Raw genomic sequence first — 14,309 nt, forward strand, 5'->3', positions numbered from 1 at the left:
GTCAGCCGACGCCCGGCCCGGTGGCCCGGAAGGTGCGCCGGTACGCGTCCGGCGGTACGCCGACGGTGCGGTGGAAGTGTCGACGCAGCGTCGCGGCGGTGCCCATGCCGGCCGCCTCGGCGACGGCGTCGATGCTGTCGTCGGTCTGCTCCAGCAACTCCTGGGCGCGACGGATCCGCTGCGTCGACAGCCACAGAAGTGGGGTGGTGCCGGTGGCCGACCGGAAGTGGCGGGCCAGGTTGCGGGAGCTCATGTTCGCCTGCCGGGCCAGGTCCTCGACGGTCAGCGGCTGGTCCAGGCGCGCCAGGGCCCAGGGGAACAGGTTGGCCAGCGGGTGGTCGTCACGGGCCGGCACCGGGGTGGTGACGTACTGGGCCTGACCACCGGCGCGGTGCGGTGGCACGACCAGGCGGCGGGCGACGGCGTTGGCGACGGTCGAGCCGTGGTCGCGGCGGATCAGGTGCAGGCACAGGTCGATCGCGGCAGCCTTGCCGGCGGAGGCGAGCACGGAGCCGTTGTCGACGTAGAGCACGTCCGGGTCGACCCGTACCCGGGGATAGCGGGCGGTCAGCGCCTCGGTGTGCGCCCAGTGCGTGGTGGCCCGCAGCCCGTCGAGCACCCCGGCGGCGGCCAGCACGAACGCGCCGGTGCACAGGGAGACCATCCGGGCGCCGGCCCGGTGGGCCGCGCGGACGGCGTCGAGCAGGTCGGGGGGTACGTCCGCGTCGACGTCCTCGATCGACGGGACGATCACGGTGTCGGCTCGGGCCAGGCGGTCCAACCCGCCGTCGGGCGCCACCAGGAAGCGGCCGACCCGGACCGGGGCGGGGCCGCAGATCGTCACGTCGTACCAGGGGTCGGCCAGGCCGGAGGGGTCGTGGGCGAAGACCTCGCAGGCCAGGGCCAGCTCGAAGTGCAGCATCCCGTCGGTGGCGGCGATCGCGACAAGGGCCATGTCCGAAACTGTACGGGGGTTGGCGTTCCCGACACTGGTCGGCCGCCGACCACTGCGGGACGCTGGGTCCAGTCGATCTTCGAGGGGGCAGCGATGGGTTACCAGGTGGCGGTGTTCGGGGCGTACGGGCACACCGGGCGGTTCGTGATGGCGGAGCTGCGCGAGCACGGGTTCGGTGCGGTGCCGGTGGGCCGCGACCCGCGCCAGTTGGCGGCGTTCGGGCTCGGCTACCGGGTGGCGTCGGTCGACGATCCGGCCTCGCTCGACGTGGCGTTGACCGGCGTGGACGCGGTCATCAACTGCGCCGGCCCGTTCGCGTCGACCGCCGCCGGGGTGATCGAGGCCGCGTTGCGCGCCGGGATCCCGTACGTGGACGTTGCGGCCGAGATCGAGGCCAACCTCGACACATTCACGCACTTCACCGAGCGCGCCCGGACGGCGGGTGTCGCGGTGGTCCCGGCGATGGCCTTCTTCGGCGGGCTCGGTGACCTGCTCGCGACGACGGCGATGGGCGACTGGACGTCGGCCGACGAGGCGCACGTCGCGTACGGACTGAGCAGCTGGCACCCGACGGCCGGGACGGTGGCCGCGGGCGTCGTCTCCCGCGAGCGCCGCTCCGGCCGCCGGGTCCGCTACACCGGGGGCCGGTTGGAGTACCACTCCGGCGGGGAGCTGCCAAGGGTGGACTGGGACTTCCCCGCGCCGCTGGGCCGGCGCACCGTCCTCGGGGAGTTCACCATGGCCGACGTCGTCACCATCCCCCGTCACCTGGTCATTCCCGAGGTCCGAACCTACATGACCGTCGATGCCACCACCGATCTGGCTGCCGCGGCGGCGCCGGTCGCTGTCGACGGGCTGGGTCGGTCGGCGCAGACGTTCACTGTCGACGTCATCGTGCGCCGCGGCGACGCGCGCCGCCGCGTCGTGGCCAGTGGTCGGGACATCTACGCCGTCAGTGCGCCCCTGGCCGTGGAGGCGGTCCGGCGCATCCTCGATGGTCAGACGAGGGCGAGCGGGGTCGCCTCCGCCGGTGAGATGTTCGACGCTCCCGACTTCCTGCGCGCGCTGTCGCCGACCATCCGCGTCGAGCCGGTCAGTGACCAAGCCCCCGCCCGCGGCTGACCATCGTCCCCGTTGTCGACGGACGGCCCCCGCTCAGGCGTGGGGGCCGTCCGTCATCGTGTTACGTCAGTCAGAGGATCACATTGACTCCGGCGGCCTTGCACGCGGTGCTGATGTCCTTGCCGGCCTTCTCGAACGCCGGGTTGTCGGCGGCGGTCGCCGGGTCCGCCGCGGCGGCGGCCTTCGCGGCCTCGGCGCCGAACGCCCGCAGGGCATCGGCCAGCTTGCCGTCGCCGGTGGCGGCCGCGCTCACCTTCTGCTCCAGCTCGGTCAGGATCTTCTTGAAGTCCGCCGCCGACGCGTCGCCGGTGGTGGCGACCTTCACCAACTCGGCCCGCATCTCGTCGTTGGCCTTCTTCACCGACTCGCAGACCTGCTTGTCGTTGGCGCCGCCCGCCGCGGCGGACGAGGCCGGCGTGGCGGCGGCGGAGGTGGCCGCCGAGGACGGAGCGGCGGACGTCGGGGCGGGGGTGGCGGATCCGGCGTTCGTCGCCTTGTCGCCGTCGCCGCAGGCGGCGAGCGCCGTGGTGGCGGCAAGGATCAACAGGGCGGTGGTCAGACGAGATGGCTTCACGGACGCGCACGATAGCCGATGTCCCATCGGTGATCAATTCGCCCGCGACCCTCGTGGTGCGACACGTCCAGCAGGTCGGGTACGGCGGTAGTAGGACCAGCCGGCCACCGGCAACGCGAACGTCCAGGCCAGCAGAAGCGGGAGACCGATCAGGACACCGGTCGGGGTGAAGATGTCCTCCCCGCCGGGTTCCGACAGGTCAGCGGCGAACTGCCAGGGCAGCGTCACCGAATAGCCGATCATCAGGGCGGCGCCGAGCACCGTCGGGGTCAGCGGCACCCACGGCGGAACCCGACGTCCGCGCAGCCGCGGCACCCACCGGGGGAAGACCACACCCCAGTCCTTGATGAGTCCCAGCGCCAGAACCCCGCCGAGTCCGGCGAGGACGCACAGCAGACCCAGGTAGAACGCGCCGGCCGGCAGGCCCAGGAACCCGTCGACGGGGTGCTCCCCCACCCCGGGCCCGCGACCGTGGTACCACTCGCGGAACCGGTCGGGATCGGCGAACATCGGGATGCCCAGGATCCACGGCACGTGCAGCGGGATGAACCCCAGCACGGGGGCCATCCAGGCCACGTGACCGGCCCGGCGGGCCCAGGTCGGTGGCGGCTGGGCGGGCGCGGGCGGCGTGGTCGGGTGTGGAGTCACGGCGTCGTCTCCCTGTCGGTGGCGGGGGCGTTGGCACCTCCGAGATCACCGTGGCCGAACGGGGCGACGAACGGATCGCCGCGCGGAGGGAGCCCTCTCCCCCGGCCCGGGGACGCTGTCTGTCCGGTGCCGACAGCATGTCCCGACGATGCGCACGCCGGGCTGCGCGCCCCGACGCATCGCAGGCGCCACCGCAACTACTGTGCAGACATGGTCGATCGGCACCAGGTGATGAACTTCCGGGTCCGGGCCCAGCAGCTCGACCGGGATGAGGGCACGCTCGCCGACACCGCCGTCCTGGACATCGGGGTGCAGAACACCGGCCCGGACGGCGCCCGGTGGGCGTTGGCGGTGCGCGGGGTGGACGTGACCGCGCTGTCCGACCGGGACGTGGTCCTGCTGTGGACCGTGCGGGGCGCGCCGCACCTCTACCGCCGCGCGGACATCGCGCAGGTGGCGGCCGCGGTCGAGCCCTTCTCCGAGGCCGACGCGGGCAAGCGCGTCTACGACGCCGCGAGGCCGTTGAAGGCCGCCGGCATCGACACGCTCGGGGCCCTGGACGAGATCGCCGCCCGGATGCGGGCCATCGTCAGCACGCCGACGGTGAAGGGGGACGTCTCCGGCCGCCTGGCCGCGGCGCTGCCCGAGCCGTATCTGCGGTTCTGCCGGCCGTGCGACGCCACGCACCTCTACGAGATGCCGTTCCGGCTCGCCGCCGTGCGGGCCGGACTGGAGTTGCGGCTCGACACCTCACCGCCGGTCCTGCAGCGCATCACCAGGTTCCGCAAGGCAGCCGCCGCGGGTGACCGGTCCGACCTCATCCGGGCGTACCTGCGTCTGCTCGGCCCGGCCACCCCGAAACAGGTGGCCGACTATCTCGACGCCCCGCTGAGGGACGTGAAGGCACGCTGGCCCGACGACGTGATCGAGGTGACCGTCGGCGGCGAGGTGCGCTCCCTGCTGGCCGCGGACGAGGAGGCGCTGGGGTCGGCCGACGGCACCGGGACCCGTCTGCTCGGCCCGTACGACCTGTTCCTGCAGGCCAAGGACCGGGCGACGCTGGTGCCGGACACCGCCCACGCCAAACAGTTGTGGCCGGTGCTGGGTCGCCCGGGCGCGGTCCTGGTCGACGGCGAACTGGTCGGCACCTGGCGGCCCCGTAAGTCCGGCACAACGTTCACGGTCGCCGTCCAGCCGTGGCGCCGCCTGTCGCACGCCACCCGTAAGGCCGTCACCGGGCAGGCCGAACGCCTCGCCGCGTACCGCGCCGTCTCCCTCAGCGGGGTCGAGTTCGGCAGCTAAGATGCGCGGTCGTCCTCGCCGTACTCGCCTCGGATGGGCAGGTAGTAGGTGGGCAGGAAGCCGGCGATGATGACGACGCCGGCGATCGGCGCGAACGCGCCGACGAGGACGCCGGATCCGATCCAGGCCAGCGCGAGCAGGAATCGGCGGCCGATGGCACGGGCACCGCAGGGGCCGAGGCCGGGGTCCAGCAGTCCGGCGCGGCGCAGGTGAGCCCAAATGATGTTGAACAGGGCCGCCGCCGTCCACAGTGTGCCCCCGTAGACGACGACCGCCGCGCGCAGCCCCTGCTCTGCCCGCAACGCGTCGGCCAGCAGTGAGGTGGAGAACGGCAGGAACGCGATGACCATCAGGAGCAGCGTGTTGAGGAACAGGACGCCTCGGTCGACGTGCCAGACCCGGTCGAACATCACGTGGTGGTTGACCCACACCTGCCCGATGAGCAGGAAGCTCAGCGTGTACGCCAGGTACGACGGCCACAGCGCCCTGAGCCCTTGGACGAGGTGCTCGAAGTCGTGCGGCGGTTGGATCTCCAGCACGAGAAGTGTCACGGCGATCGCGAAGACGCCGTCGCTGAAGGTCAGTAACCGGCCCGAACCGCGGGTAAGCCGTGGAATTTCCCTTTTGGGGGGCACGGCGCAAATTATGCTATAGATCAGCTTTTCCCGTCGGCGGAGCCGGCCGTCCTGCGCAGATAGGCCTCGGCCAACTGGCGCAGGCGCGTCCCGTCGAAGCTGTCCCCGTGGCCCGGATGGACAACGGCCACGTCGAGGTCGACGAGGAACCGCATGCTGCGCCGGTACGCGGCCACATCGGAGTTCGGCAGATCGTCGATCAGGGCACCCTCGTAGACGATGTCGCCGGAGTACAGGGAGCCGGTGCGCTCCTCCAACAGGGCGATGCTTCCCGGTGTGTGGCCGGGGAGGTGCAGCACGGTCAGCACCCGCCCGCCGAGGTCGACCCGGTCGCCGTCGTTCAGCAGCCGGTGCACGGTCATGGGTTCGATGCGGTACGTGGCCGGGTCGTAGCCCGGATCGGGCAGGGCATCGATCATCAGCTCGGGGACGGCCTCTCCCGCCGGGTCGATGCCGAGCTTGTCGAAGAGTTCCGCGCCGTACAGGCTCGCCGGCACCCCTTCGACCAGGAGCCCCGCCTCGGCGGGGTGGGCGGCCCGGTCACCGAACTCGGCCGCCGCTCCGACGTGATCGAGGTGGGCGTGGGTGAGCACGACCAGCGGATCACGCGCGAACAGGCCCGGAATCGCCTCCCGCAGCGCGACGACACCGAGCCCGGCGTCGATCACGATGTCCCGGTCGGTGCCGCGCAACCACCAGAAGTTCGCCGACAACAGCTCGTTGACGTGCGGTTCCGAGATCCGGGTGACGGTGCTGTCCACGTCCGTCCGGGTGTGCCAGTCGACCATGGCGGCCAGTCTGCCAGCGCGACGACGGCTCCTCGACCCTCCCCTTTCGACCTGCTGGGTCCCGGGAAGACCCGGCCCGCTGGCCCGGCGGGAAACACCCGATCTTCCGGCCTGTACGGGTGCGGCGTGACAGACTGCGAGGTGCCCTCGGCGGCCGACGCCGGCCAGCGAATCCCCCTTCACGTTCGGTTCCGGGAGGCCCTGGGAACGGAGTGCGGAGGGGGCGGGGATGCAACCGACGTGGCTCGTGGCGCTCTCGTGGGCGTCCCTCACGGTCGGCGTGGTCAGCTTCGCGATCGTCCTCGCGGACACCTACCTGCGCGGGCACCGTCAGCCGGTCAGGGTCATGGAGATCGTCTGGCTGGTGACCGTCCTCTATGTCGGCCTGGCCGCCGTCCGCCTCTACTGGAACTGGGGCAGGCCCGAGGCGTTCGCTCAGCGACGGCGGGAGGATCAACCGCGACGGCCCCGCCGGGGCATCGTCGTCACCCACGTGTCCCGCTGCGGCGCCCACTGCGCCCTCGGCTTCGTCGTCGCCGAGGTCGCCCTGTTCGCGGTGAGATTCGACCCGGCGAAGGACCCGCTCTGGGTCGGCTACGCCGGCGACTATCTGGCGGCGGTGACGATAGCTGTGCTCTTCCGGTATTTCGCCGGGCCGGGGCGCGGCCTCGCGAAGGTCGGGAACGCGCTGTCGAGCGTGGGCAGGATCGAGCTGCTGACCATCACCGTGTTCGAGGCGGCGTTGTTCGCGTGGCTGACGGTCGCGCATCACATGTTCTTTCCGGAGCCACCACTGCGACCCGACACCCCGACGTTCTGGTTCCTCGGTCAGCTCGGGCTGATAGCCGGCTTCGTCGCGGCCTGGCCCACCGCCTCCTGGCAGATCGGCCGACGACTGCGCATCGAGCCGCGCCCCGACGAGTGAACGCCACGATCGGCCGCCCAAACAACAAACGGCAAGGAGATCACACTCCCTGCCACTTCTAACGTATATCGCACCTGGGGGCTTGCCGCAAGACCCCGGTCGTGGCGCAGAATCGGCGGCCGGACCAGCACGAACGAGGTGACGGGGGCGCGACGTGGGTGTGTTGTCGATGGACGAGGGCAGCGGCGACCGGGTACCGCTGGTGGATCTTCGAGAGGTGGACGAGACGCAGGTGTCGGTCGTCGGCGGCAAGGCGGCGCACCTGGGCGCGTTGGCCCGGGTCGACGGCATCCGGGTGCCCGCCGGGTTCTGCGTGACGACAGCCGCCTTCCGGCAGGTCATGGCGCAGGTGCCGGCGGTCGACGACCGGCTCGATGAATTGTCGCGGCTGAGCCCGGACGACGTGGCGGCGATTCGTACGCTCAGCGCGGCGATCCGCCGCAGCATCGAGGAGACCGCGATCCCGGGCGACCTGGCCGCCGCGATCACCGGCGCGCTCGCCCGGTTCGGCGAGGAGGCCGCCTACGCCGTGCGCTCCAGCGCCACGGCGGAGGACACACCGACGGCGTCCTTCGCCGGGCAGCAGGACACCTACCTGAACGTGGTGGGGCCGGCGGCCATTCTGCGGCACGTCAGCCGGTGCTGGGCGTCGCTGTTCACCGAGCGGGCCGTCATCTACCGCCTGCGCAACGGCGTCGACCACCGGACGGTTCAGATGGCTGTCGTCGTACAGAAGATGGTTTTTCCGGATGCGGCGGGCATCCTCTTCACGGCGGACCCGGTGACGGGCAACCGGAAGGTCGCGACGGTGGACGCCAGCTTCGGCCTCGGCGAGGCCCTGGTGTCCGGCCTGGTGAACCCGGACGTCTTCCGGGTGCGCGACGGGGAGGTGGTGGCCGAGTCGGTCGCCGTCAAGCAGCGTGCCGTCGCTGCCGTGCCCGGCGGCGGAACGCGGGAGGTGGCGATCGAGGCGCAGCGGCGGGGCCAGCCGGCGCTGACGCAGGAGCAGGTCCTCCGGCTGGTGCAACTTGGGCGACGGATCGAGGCGCACTTCGGCCGTCCGCAGGACATCGAGTGGTGCCTGGTCGACGACGACTTCCAGATCGTGCAGAGCCGGCCGATCACCACGCTGTTCCCCGTTCCCGCTGCCGACGACCAGGACAACCACGTCTACCTCTCGGTCGGTCACCAGCAGATGATGACCGACGCCATGCGACCCCTGGGGCTGTCTATGTGGCAGTTGACGGCCATCGCCCAGATGCGGGAGGCCGGCGGAAGGTTGTTCGTCGACGCCAGCGGGCTGCTGGCCTCGCCGGCGAGCCGCACCGGTTTCCTGGAGATGATCGGGAAGTCCGATCCGCTGACGAAGGACGCGTTGCAGACGCTCCTCGACCGGCCCGGCTTCATCCCGACCACGCTCCCGAGCGGCGACGGTGCCGGTCCGGCCAGGCTGCCGGGCGGCGGTGCGTCGGTCGAGACCGATCCGGCGATCGTGCCCGAGCTGATCGCGCGCAGTGAGGCGTCCATCGCCACCCTGCGGCGCGACATCGCGACAGTGACCGGTACGGCGCTGTTCGACTTCCTGCTGGAGGCCTTCCAGGAACACAAGCGGGTCCTCGCCGATCCGCTGAACATGCAGGCGATCATGGCGGGCATGGAGGCCACCTGGTGGCTCAACGACCGGCTGCACGAATGGCTGGGCGAGAAGAACGCGGCGGACACCCTCACCCTCTCCGCCCCCGGCAACATCACCTCAGAGATGGGGTTGGCGTTGCTGGACGTCGCCGACGTGATCCGTCCGCACCCGGAGGTGGTGGCGTTCCTGCAGGGCGTCACGGACGACGACTTCCTCGACGAGCTGCCGAAGGTCGCCGGCGGGGCCGAGGCGCGCGCCGCCATCGAGGCGTACCTCGACCGGTACGGGATGCGCTGCGTCGGCGAGATCGACATCACCCGGCCGCGGTGGAGCGAACGCCCGAGCACCCTCGTGCCGGTGCTCCTCGACAACGTCAAGCTCTTCGAGCCGGGCGCGGCCCGGCGGCGCTTCGAGCAGGGCCGGCAGCAGGCACAGCGCAAGGCGCAGGAGGTGGTGACGCGACTGCGGACGCTGCCGGACGGGGAGCAGAAGGCCGCCGAGACCGAACGGATGATCGACCGGGTGCGGACGTTCATCGGCTACCGGGAGTACCCGAAGTACGACATCATCAGCCGCTACTTCATCTACAAGCAGGCCCTGCTGGCAGAGGCCGAGCGGCTGGTGCGGGCCGGCGTCCTCACCGCTACCGAAGACGCCTTCTACCTCACCTTCGAGGAGTTCCACGAGGTCGTCCGGTCGCAGCGGGTGGACGTCGAGCTGATCCGGCGACGGCGGGACGAGTTCCGGGCGGACCAGGCGCTCACCCCTCCCCGGGTGCTCACCTCCGACGGCGAGATGATCACCGGATCGTACCGACGCGACGACGTGCCGGCCGGCGCGCTGGTCGGTGTGCCGGTGTCCGCCGGGACGGTCGACGGGCGCGCCCGCGTCATCCTGGACATGGCGCAGGCTGATCTCGAAGCGGGTGACATCCTCGTCACGACCCACACCGACCCCAGCTGGACGCCCCTGTTCGTCGGCATCGCCGGCCTGGTGACGGAGGTCGGCGGGTTGATGACGCACGGCGCGGTGATCGCACGGGAGTACGGCCTGCCGGCGGTCGTCAGCGTGCTCGACGCGACCCGGCTGATCAAGGATGGGCAGCGGATCCGCGTGCACGGCAGCGACGGGTACGTCGAGATCCTGTCCTGACCGACGACGCCGGAGGAACGACACATGGCTGCCCCCGTTTCGGCGTCTGGCGACCGTGACGGCCGCCGCGTCGACCTGTGCAGCCGCGGCAAGGCCTTGCGGCTGCCGTACGCCGTCTGGTGGCGGCGGATCTCCGCGTGGTGGTCGGCGGACGCACCACCGGACCGGACGCTACGGGCCGGCGGGCACCGCGTCGGTCGGTCCCTGTCGAGCTGAATCGTCTGTGATATCAGCTCCACAGGGACCGACTTACCTGGACGGCGGAACTCTTGCCAGCCCCCTTGGCACGGTCAGGCGGGGGCGACTGCAAGGTCCAGCGGGAACCGCACGCCGGTGAGGTCCTCCGAGACGGCCCAGAGTCGTTGCTGCACGGCCAGGTCGTAGGACGCGGGGCTGGAGGTGACCAGCCTCGGGTTGCCGCGCGCCTCGCCGAGGCCGTCGGGGCCGTAGTACTGCCCGCCGAGGACGGACGGGTCGGTGGCGGCCCGCAGTGTGGGCAGCGCGCCTGCCGTCGCGGACTGGGTGATCACCGGCGCGAGCAGGGTGATCGGTCGGCGGACGACCGCCGGGGCGTTGCGGACCAGTTCGGTGTTGGAGACGCCGGGGTGTGCGGCCACCGCCACGGTGGTGCCGTGCGCGGCGAGCCGGCGCTGCAACTCGTAGGTGAACATCAGGTTGGCGAGCTTCGACTGGCCGTAGGCGGCGACGCGGCTGTAGGAACGCTGCCACTGCAGGTCGTCGAATCCGATGGCGGCGCGGATGCGGTGGCCGACGCTGCTGACCGTGACCACGCGGGAGCCGGGCACCGGCAGCAGCAGGTCGAGCAGCAGGCCGGTGAGGGCGAAGTGGCCCAGGTGGTTGGTGCCGAACTGCAGTTCGAAGCCGTCTGTGGTGGTCTGCTTCGGGGTGTACATCACCCCGGCGTTGTTGATCAGCAGGTCGATCCGTGGGTGGGTGGCGTGCAGGCCGGCGGCGGCGGCGCGCACCGATTCCAGCGAGGTCAGGTCCAGTTCCCGTACGGAGACGTCGCCGTTGATCCGGGCGGCGGCCTGTTCGCCCTTCGTGGTGTCGCGTACGGCCAGCACGACGGACGCGCCGCGTTCGGCGAGCAGCCGGGCGGTCTCGAAGCCCAGCCCGGTGTTGGCTCCGGTGACCACTGCCACCCGGCCGTCCTGGCGCGGAATCTGCTGCTCGGTCCACTTCATCTCAGGCTCCCCAATGTACCGCCGGTAACTTATGCCTGAAACGGTAAGGTACCGCCGGTACGCTGTCAAGGGACCGGCGGTACCTAAGTTAGGGTTGGCGTCATGACGTTCCAGCGGGCGCGCAGTGCGGAGCAGCGTGAGGTCCGGCGCCGGGCGATCCTGGAGACCACCTCGGCGATGCTCGACGAGATGCCGGTGGCCGAGGTGACCCTCAACGAGCTGAGCCGGCGGGTCGGCCTGGCCAAGACGGCGGTGCTGCGCTATTTCGAGTCCCGCGAGGCGGTGCTGCTCGACCTGATGGACGACCGGACGGCGACCTGGCTGGCCGAGCTGGAGCGGGAGTTGGCCGACGGTGTCGACAGCAGCCGGTCCGCGCCGGAACGGGCCGAGCAGATGGCCGACGTGCTCAGCCGGTCACTCGCCGCCCAGCGGGTGCTCTGTGATCTCTTCGGCGCGCAGGGCGGGGTGCTGGAGCACAACGTCTCCGTCGAAGCGGTCCGCCGGCACAAGCGGGCCTCGCTGGGCAACCTCGCGGTGATGGCCGACCTCATCCGACAGCACCTGCCCGAGGTCGGCGACCGCGCCGAGCTGTTCTGCCTGCACGCCCTGATCATGGGTGGCGCGCTGGCCGCCTACGCCGCGCCGCCGCCGAGCCTGCTCGCCGTCTACGAGTCCGAGCCGGCGCTGGCGGTCCACCACGTCGACCTGCGGACCGCCCTACGGCTCGCGATCATCACGTCGCTCGTGGGCATGCTGCCGCGCTCCTGAGCGCCCACCCCGCCCGGCGAGATCAACTCGGGTTCCCCGACGTGGGCGGTTGGCTGCCTGGCCGGACGAGCCGTCAGCTCCTGGCCTTGCTGCGACGGGTCCGGCGACGAGGGGTGTCGTCGCCGCCGGCAAGCCGGGTGAAGGTGAGCATGTTCGCCAGCGCCACCGCGATGACCGCGACGCCGACCTGGATCGCGAGCACGATCCAGTCCCAGCGCAGCACCCACACCCGCATGCTGGCTTCGTCGTCGACATGGAGCGCCTTGGCGACCACTGTGCCCAGCACCGCCGAGCCGACGCCGATGACGAACGTGGCGACGACGCCGATCCGTTGCCTCCCCGGCAGGATGAGTCGTCCGAGCAGGCCGACGAGGGCACCGATGAGCACCGCGCCGAGATAGCCGTATACCAGCATTGCCGTCTCTCCCTCCAGCAGTGCAGAGATACATGCCCGATTCTCACGTTCCCGGAAACCCCTCCGGCTCCATGCCCAGCGACCCGGTCGGACGGTGCTAGGCGTCGCGGCGCAGCGTGAACCAGAAGGTCGGCACCGAGTTGGTGCCGGGCGTGACGTCGATGAGTGCCCAGCCGGGGAACCTGGCGCGGAGTTCGTCGGCGGTGACGCCCGCCGCCCACGACGTGATCTCGGAGACCGGATTGTCGAGTGTCTCGGGGCCGTACCCGAACATCAGCAACAGCGCTCCGGGCGCGGCGCGGTGGGTGAGCCCAGCGGCGTAGGCGTCGCGGCGGTGCAGTGGAATTCCGCAGTAGCAGCTCAGGTCGAAGAACAGGTCGAACGGGCCCGGCACGTCCAGGTCGTCGAGGCGGGTGGCGTCTCCGTGCCGCACCCGTACCGCCACTCCCGCCGCCGCGGCCTTCTGCCTGGCCTGGTCGACGGCGCTGTCGATCAGATCGACGGCGGCCACCTCCCAGCCGTGCCGTGCGAGGTAGATGGCGTTGGTCCCGGTGCCGCAGCCGAGTTCGAGGGCCCGGCCGGGCGGCAGCGCGCCGCGCCCCTCAATCAGGTCCACCAACTCGGGTGGCGTCACGCCGGTGTCCCACGGCGGCTTGCCGGTGCGGTAGTAGTCCTCCAGGGCGCGGTGAACGGCCTCCTCCTCCGGGTCTCGCTGCGTCATGGCCGGGTTCTGGCTGTCGTTGAGCTGGGTCATTGTCTCCTCCATAAATTTAGAGTTAAACTCTAGTGGCTTACTCTAAAGATAGACTCGCACTATGGAGAAGGTCAAGCGGCCGGACAAGCGGGCCGAGCGCTCACAACGCACCCGCGAGAAGGTCATCGAGGCAGCCCGCGAGCTGTTCGTCGCGCAGGGTTACGGGGCGACGAGCCTGCAGGAGGTCGCGGACCGGGCGGGCGTGGCCGTCCAGACGGTCTACTTCGTCTTCCGCAACAAGCGCACGCTGTTCAAGGACGTCGTCGACACGTCCATCGCCGGGGACACCGCGCCGGTCGCCACCATGGACCGTGAGTGGTTTCGCGCCGCGTGCGCCGACCCCACCGCAGCGGGGCAACTGCGCGGGCACGTGCACGGCGCCAGCGAGATCCTGGGCCGGGTCGCCCCGATCATGCCGCTGATCGCCGCCGCCGCAGCCACCGACCCGGAGATCGCCGCACAGTGGCCGGACGACGCCGATCCGCGTTACACAGTGCAGTACGCAGCAGCCGAAGCCCTGGTGGGCAAGCCCGACGCCCGCCCCGGCCTCTCCGTCGAGATGGCGGCGGACCTGCTGTACGGCGTACTCAGCCCGGAGCTCTACCTGATCTTCGTCCGCGACCGCGACTGGTCACCGGACGCATGGGAGGAGTGGGCCCGCGCCACCCTGACCTCCCAACTCTGCGCCGACCACGGCTGAGCGGACGGACGTCACTGGCCCTGTCCCTGTACGCGCTCGCGCTGATGCGGCCCGGCGCCCTCGACGCGGAACTGGCCGGCGTCGACATCGACCTGGAGCTGCGTCGTTACACGGTGCTCCAGCTCTGGGTGGTCGTGCCGCTCTCGCTCGTCGTTCTCGCCATCCGCGACGCACTCGCCCAACATAGGGCGCGGCCGACAGCCCCGTGAACGCCGGACAGGCCGGCGGACGCGGGGTTGGTGGGAGATCGGCGCTGCGCGCCGCCGCCCGCAGGTCCCCCACCCACCGACCACATTCTGCTGACCGCGAAGTGACTTCCAGGAGGCCTGGTCCACCAACCATGCTGGCTCGATGAATTCGCCGGAACTCGCAACGTCGGAGAGGCTGCTCACGAACCTCTACGCGGCATTCAACGAGCGTGACATCCCCGCACTGCTGGCCGCCATGACGCCGGATGTGTCGTGGCCAAATGGCTGGGAGGGAGGCCTCGTTCACGGCCGCGACGAGGTGAGTGCCTACTGGCGCAGGCAATGGGACCAGATCGAACCGACCGTCCTGCCGACCGCGTTCGCCACGGAGGCCGACGGGCGAATCGTCGTCACCGTCCACCAGGTCGTCCGCGACAAGACCGGAGCGAAAATCGCGGATCACACCGTCACGCATGTCTACCGATTCCAGGACGGGTTGGTGGCAGAAATGGAAATCCGAGCGTAAAGACGTCCGCACCTGC

The 14,309-nt window shown here is 70.9% G+C and carries 16 protein-coding genes; 8 read left to right on the top strand and 8 right to left on the bottom strand.

Annotated features, from left to right (window positions below; genetic code table 11):
- Nucleotide 1: 1 nt before the first annotated feature.
- Complete coding sequence (locus QCZ28_RS09880; protein WP_279516297.1) at nt 2-955, bottom strand: helix-turn-helix domain-containing protein; 954 nt, start codon at nt 953-955, stop codon at nt 2-4.
- A 93-nt stretch (nt 956-1,048) separates the two neighbouring features.
- Here QCZ28_RS09880 and QCZ28_RS09885 point away from each other — a divergent pair, with 93 nt between their 5' ends.
- Nucleotides 1,049-2,077, top strand: a complete 1,029-nt coding sequence (locus tag QCZ28_RS09885) for a saccharopine dehydrogenase NADP-binding domain-containing protein (RefSeq protein WP_279516298.1) — start codon at nt 1,049-1,051, stop codon at nt 2,075-2,077.
- A gap of 70 nt (nt 2,078-2,147) precedes the next feature.
- On the opposite strand, the gene QCZ28_RS09890 is transcribed toward QCZ28_RS09885, so the two are convergent.
- Entirely contained in the window at nt 2,148-2,651 is a 504-nt protein-coding gene (locus QCZ28_RS09890) for a hypothetical protein (RefSeq protein WP_279516299.1), read from the bottom strand.
- 33 nt (nt 2,652-2,684) lie between these two features.
- Nucleotides 2,685-3,299 carry a hypothetical protein gene (locus QCZ28_RS09895; protein WP_279516300.1) on the bottom strand — a complete coding sequence of 205 codons (615 nt, stop codon included), beginning with the start codon at nt 3,297-3,299 and terminating at the stop codon, nt 2,685-2,687.
- A 210-nt stretch (nt 3,300-3,509) separates the two neighbouring features.
- On the opposite strand from QCZ28_RS09895, the gene QCZ28_RS09900 reads away from it, so the two are divergent.
- Nucleotides 3,510-4,601, top strand: a complete 1,092-nt coding sequence (locus QCZ28_RS09900; RefSeq protein ID WP_279516301.1) for a winged helix DNA-binding domain-containing protein — start codon at nt 3,510-3,512, stop codon at nt 4,599-4,601.
- On the opposite strand, the gene QCZ28_RS09905 is transcribed toward QCZ28_RS09900, so the two are convergent.
- Both QCZ28_RS09905 and QCZ28_RS09910 read right to left on the bottom strand, forming a co-directional pair.
- A complete protein-coding gene (locus QCZ28_RS09905; protein ID WP_279516302.1) occupies nt 4,598-5,236 on the bottom strand; it encodes a TMEM175 family protein in 639 nt (212 codons plus the stop codon). The two genes, QCZ28_RS09900 and QCZ28_RS09905, sit on opposite strands and share 4 nt — an antisense overlap.
- A gap of 20 nt (nt 5,237-5,256) precedes the next feature.
- The gene (locus QCZ28_RS09910) at nt 5,257-6,024 is read right to left on the bottom strand and encodes an MBL fold metallo-hydrolase (protein WP_279516303.1); all 768 of its coding nucleotides are present in this window, start codon (nt 6,022-6,024) and stop codon (nt 5,257-5,259) included.
- Nucleotides 6,025-6,253: 229 nt separating this feature from the next.
- Here QCZ28_RS09910 and QCZ28_RS09915 point away from each other — a divergent pair, with 229 nt between their 5' ends.
- Both QCZ28_RS09915 and rph read left to right on the top strand, forming a co-directional pair.
- On the top strand, nt 6,254-6,949 hold the full coding sequence (locus tag QCZ28_RS09915) for a DUF4396 domain-containing protein (RefSeq protein ID WP_279516304.1): 696 nt from the start codon (nt 6,254-6,256) through the stop codon (nt 6,947-6,949).
- A 169-nt stretch (nt 6,950-7,118) separates the two neighbouring features.
- The gene (rph, locus tag QCZ28_RS09920) at nt 7,119-9,737 is read left to right on the top strand and encodes a rifamycin-inactivating phosphotransferase (RefSeq protein WP_279516305.1); all 2,619 of its coding nucleotides are present in this window, start codon (nt 7,119-7,121) and stop codon (nt 9,735-9,737) included.
- Nucleotides 9,738-10,027: 290 nt separating this feature from the next.
- On the opposite strand, the gene QCZ28_RS09925 is transcribed toward rph, so the two are convergent.
- A complete protein-coding gene (locus QCZ28_RS09925; RefSeq protein ID WP_279516306.1) occupies nt 10,028-10,942 on the bottom strand; it encodes an SDR family NAD(P)-dependent oxidoreductase in 915 nt (304 codons plus the stop codon).
- Nucleotides 10,943-11,044: 102 nt separating this feature from the next.
- On the opposite strand from QCZ28_RS09925, the gene QCZ28_RS09930 reads away from it, so the two are divergent.
- Complete coding sequence (locus QCZ28_RS09930; protein WP_279516307.1) at nt 11,045-11,710, top strand: TetR family transcriptional regulator; 666 nt, start codon at nt 11,045-11,047, stop codon at nt 11,708-11,710.
- A 73-nt stretch (nt 11,711-11,783) separates the two neighbouring features.
- On the opposite strand, the gene QCZ28_RS09935 is transcribed toward QCZ28_RS09930, so the two are convergent.
- Together QCZ28_RS09935 and QCZ28_RS09940 are read right to left on the bottom strand one after the other, a co-directional pair.
- Nucleotides 11,784-12,125: a GlsB/YeaQ/YmgE family stress response membrane protein gene (locus tag QCZ28_RS09935; protein WP_279516308.1), complete on the bottom strand. Its 342-nt coding sequence runs from the start codon at nt 12,123-12,125 to the stop codon at nt 11,784-11,786.
- Nucleotides 12,126-12,222: 97 nt separating this feature from the next.
- Nucleotides 12,223-12,879: a methyltransferase domain-containing protein gene (locus tag QCZ28_RS09940; RefSeq protein WP_279516309.1), complete on the bottom strand. Its 657-nt coding sequence runs from the start codon at nt 12,877-12,879 to the stop codon at nt 12,223-12,225.
- Between the two features lie 61 nt (nt 12,880-12,940).
- Between QCZ28_RS09940 and QCZ28_RS09945 the strand changes: the two genes are divergently transcribed.
- The 3 genes from QCZ28_RS09945 (at nt 12,941) to QCZ28_RS09955 (ending at nt 14,293) form a co-directional block, all read left to right on the top strand.
- Nucleotides 12,941-13,579, top strand: a complete 639-nt coding sequence (locus QCZ28_RS09945) for a helix-turn-helix domain containing protein (protein ID WP_279516310.1) — start codon at nt 12,941-12,943, stop codon at nt 13,577-13,579.
- Nucleotides 13,580-13,623: 44 nt separating this feature from the next.
- Complete coding sequence (locus tag QCZ28_RS09950; RefSeq protein WP_279516311.1) at nt 13,624-13,788, top strand: hypothetical protein; 165 nt, start codon at nt 13,624-13,626, stop codon at nt 13,786-13,788.
- A gap of 142 nt (nt 13,789-13,930) precedes the next feature.
- Nucleotides 13,931-14,293, top strand: coding sequence for a nuclear transport factor 2 family protein (locus QCZ28_RS09955; protein WP_279516312.1), 363 nt, complete (start codon nt 13,931-13,933; stop codon nt 14,291-14,293).
- Nucleotides 14,294-14,309 lie beyond the last annotated feature (16 nt).

The sequence above is a fragment of the Micromonospora sp. DH14 genome (genome assembly GCF_029809455.1).
GTDB lineage: Bacteria > Actinomycetota > Actinomycetes > Mycobacteriales > Micromonosporaceae > Micromonospora > Micromonospora parva.